The following is a 543-nucleotide window of genomic DNA, read 5'->3' as shown; positions in this document are numbered from 1 at the left end:
GGCACGGCGCTCGTCGGCGATCCGGAGACCGTGGCCGCGCGCATGCGCGAGTACCAGGACCTCGGCATCGAGACATTCATCCTGTCCGGCTACCCGCACCTGGAAGAGTCGTACCGCTTCGCGGAACTCGTGTTCCCGCTGCTCGGCAAAGGCCGGGAGCACGGCGGGCATTCGATCACCGGTCCTTTTGGCGAAGTGATGGCCGTCGATATCGTGCCACAGCGCCTGCCGAAGAAGGTGGCGTGATGGGCGCGATCCGGACCCTCCCGGCGTCCGCGCAGCCGCGCGGCGCCGCGTCCATCCAACGCCTGCTCGCCCCGCTGGCGCCGTGGGCGCTGCCGGTCTTCCTGATCGTGGCGTGGCAGGCCGCGTCGCGCACCGGCCTGCTGTCGACGCGCATCCTGCCCGAGCCGCTGGCCGTGGCGAAGGCGTTCGGCGACCTGGCCGTGTCCGGCGAGCTGTGGGTTTTTAACATGTACGCGCCCCCGAGACGGGGCTACATGGGGGTTTGGGGGGTGGGGGTTGAAAAAAAAGGGGGGGGGG

General features: G+C 69.8%; 2 pseudogenes. Both read left to right on the top strand.

The features are described 5' to 3' along the window. Nucleotides 1-246 (top strand): annotated as a pseudogene (locus ACEN88_RS33945) (alkanesulfonate monooxygenase); the annotation flags it as partial. Beyond that, a pseudogene (locus tag ACEN88_RS33940) lies at nt 246-543 on the top strand (hypothetical protein); the annotation flags it as partial. The pseudogenes ACEN88_RS33945 and ACEN88_RS33940, both read left to right, overlap by 1 nt.

Origin of the sequence: Massilia sp. CT11-108 (genome assembly GCF_047302915.1) — a bacterium.
Taxonomy (GTDB): domain Bacteria; phylum Pseudomonadota; class Gammaproteobacteria; order Burkholderiales; family Burkholderiaceae_D; genus Telluria; species Telluria orientalis.
This window is presented reverse-complemented; position numbering and strand designations above follow the sequence as displayed.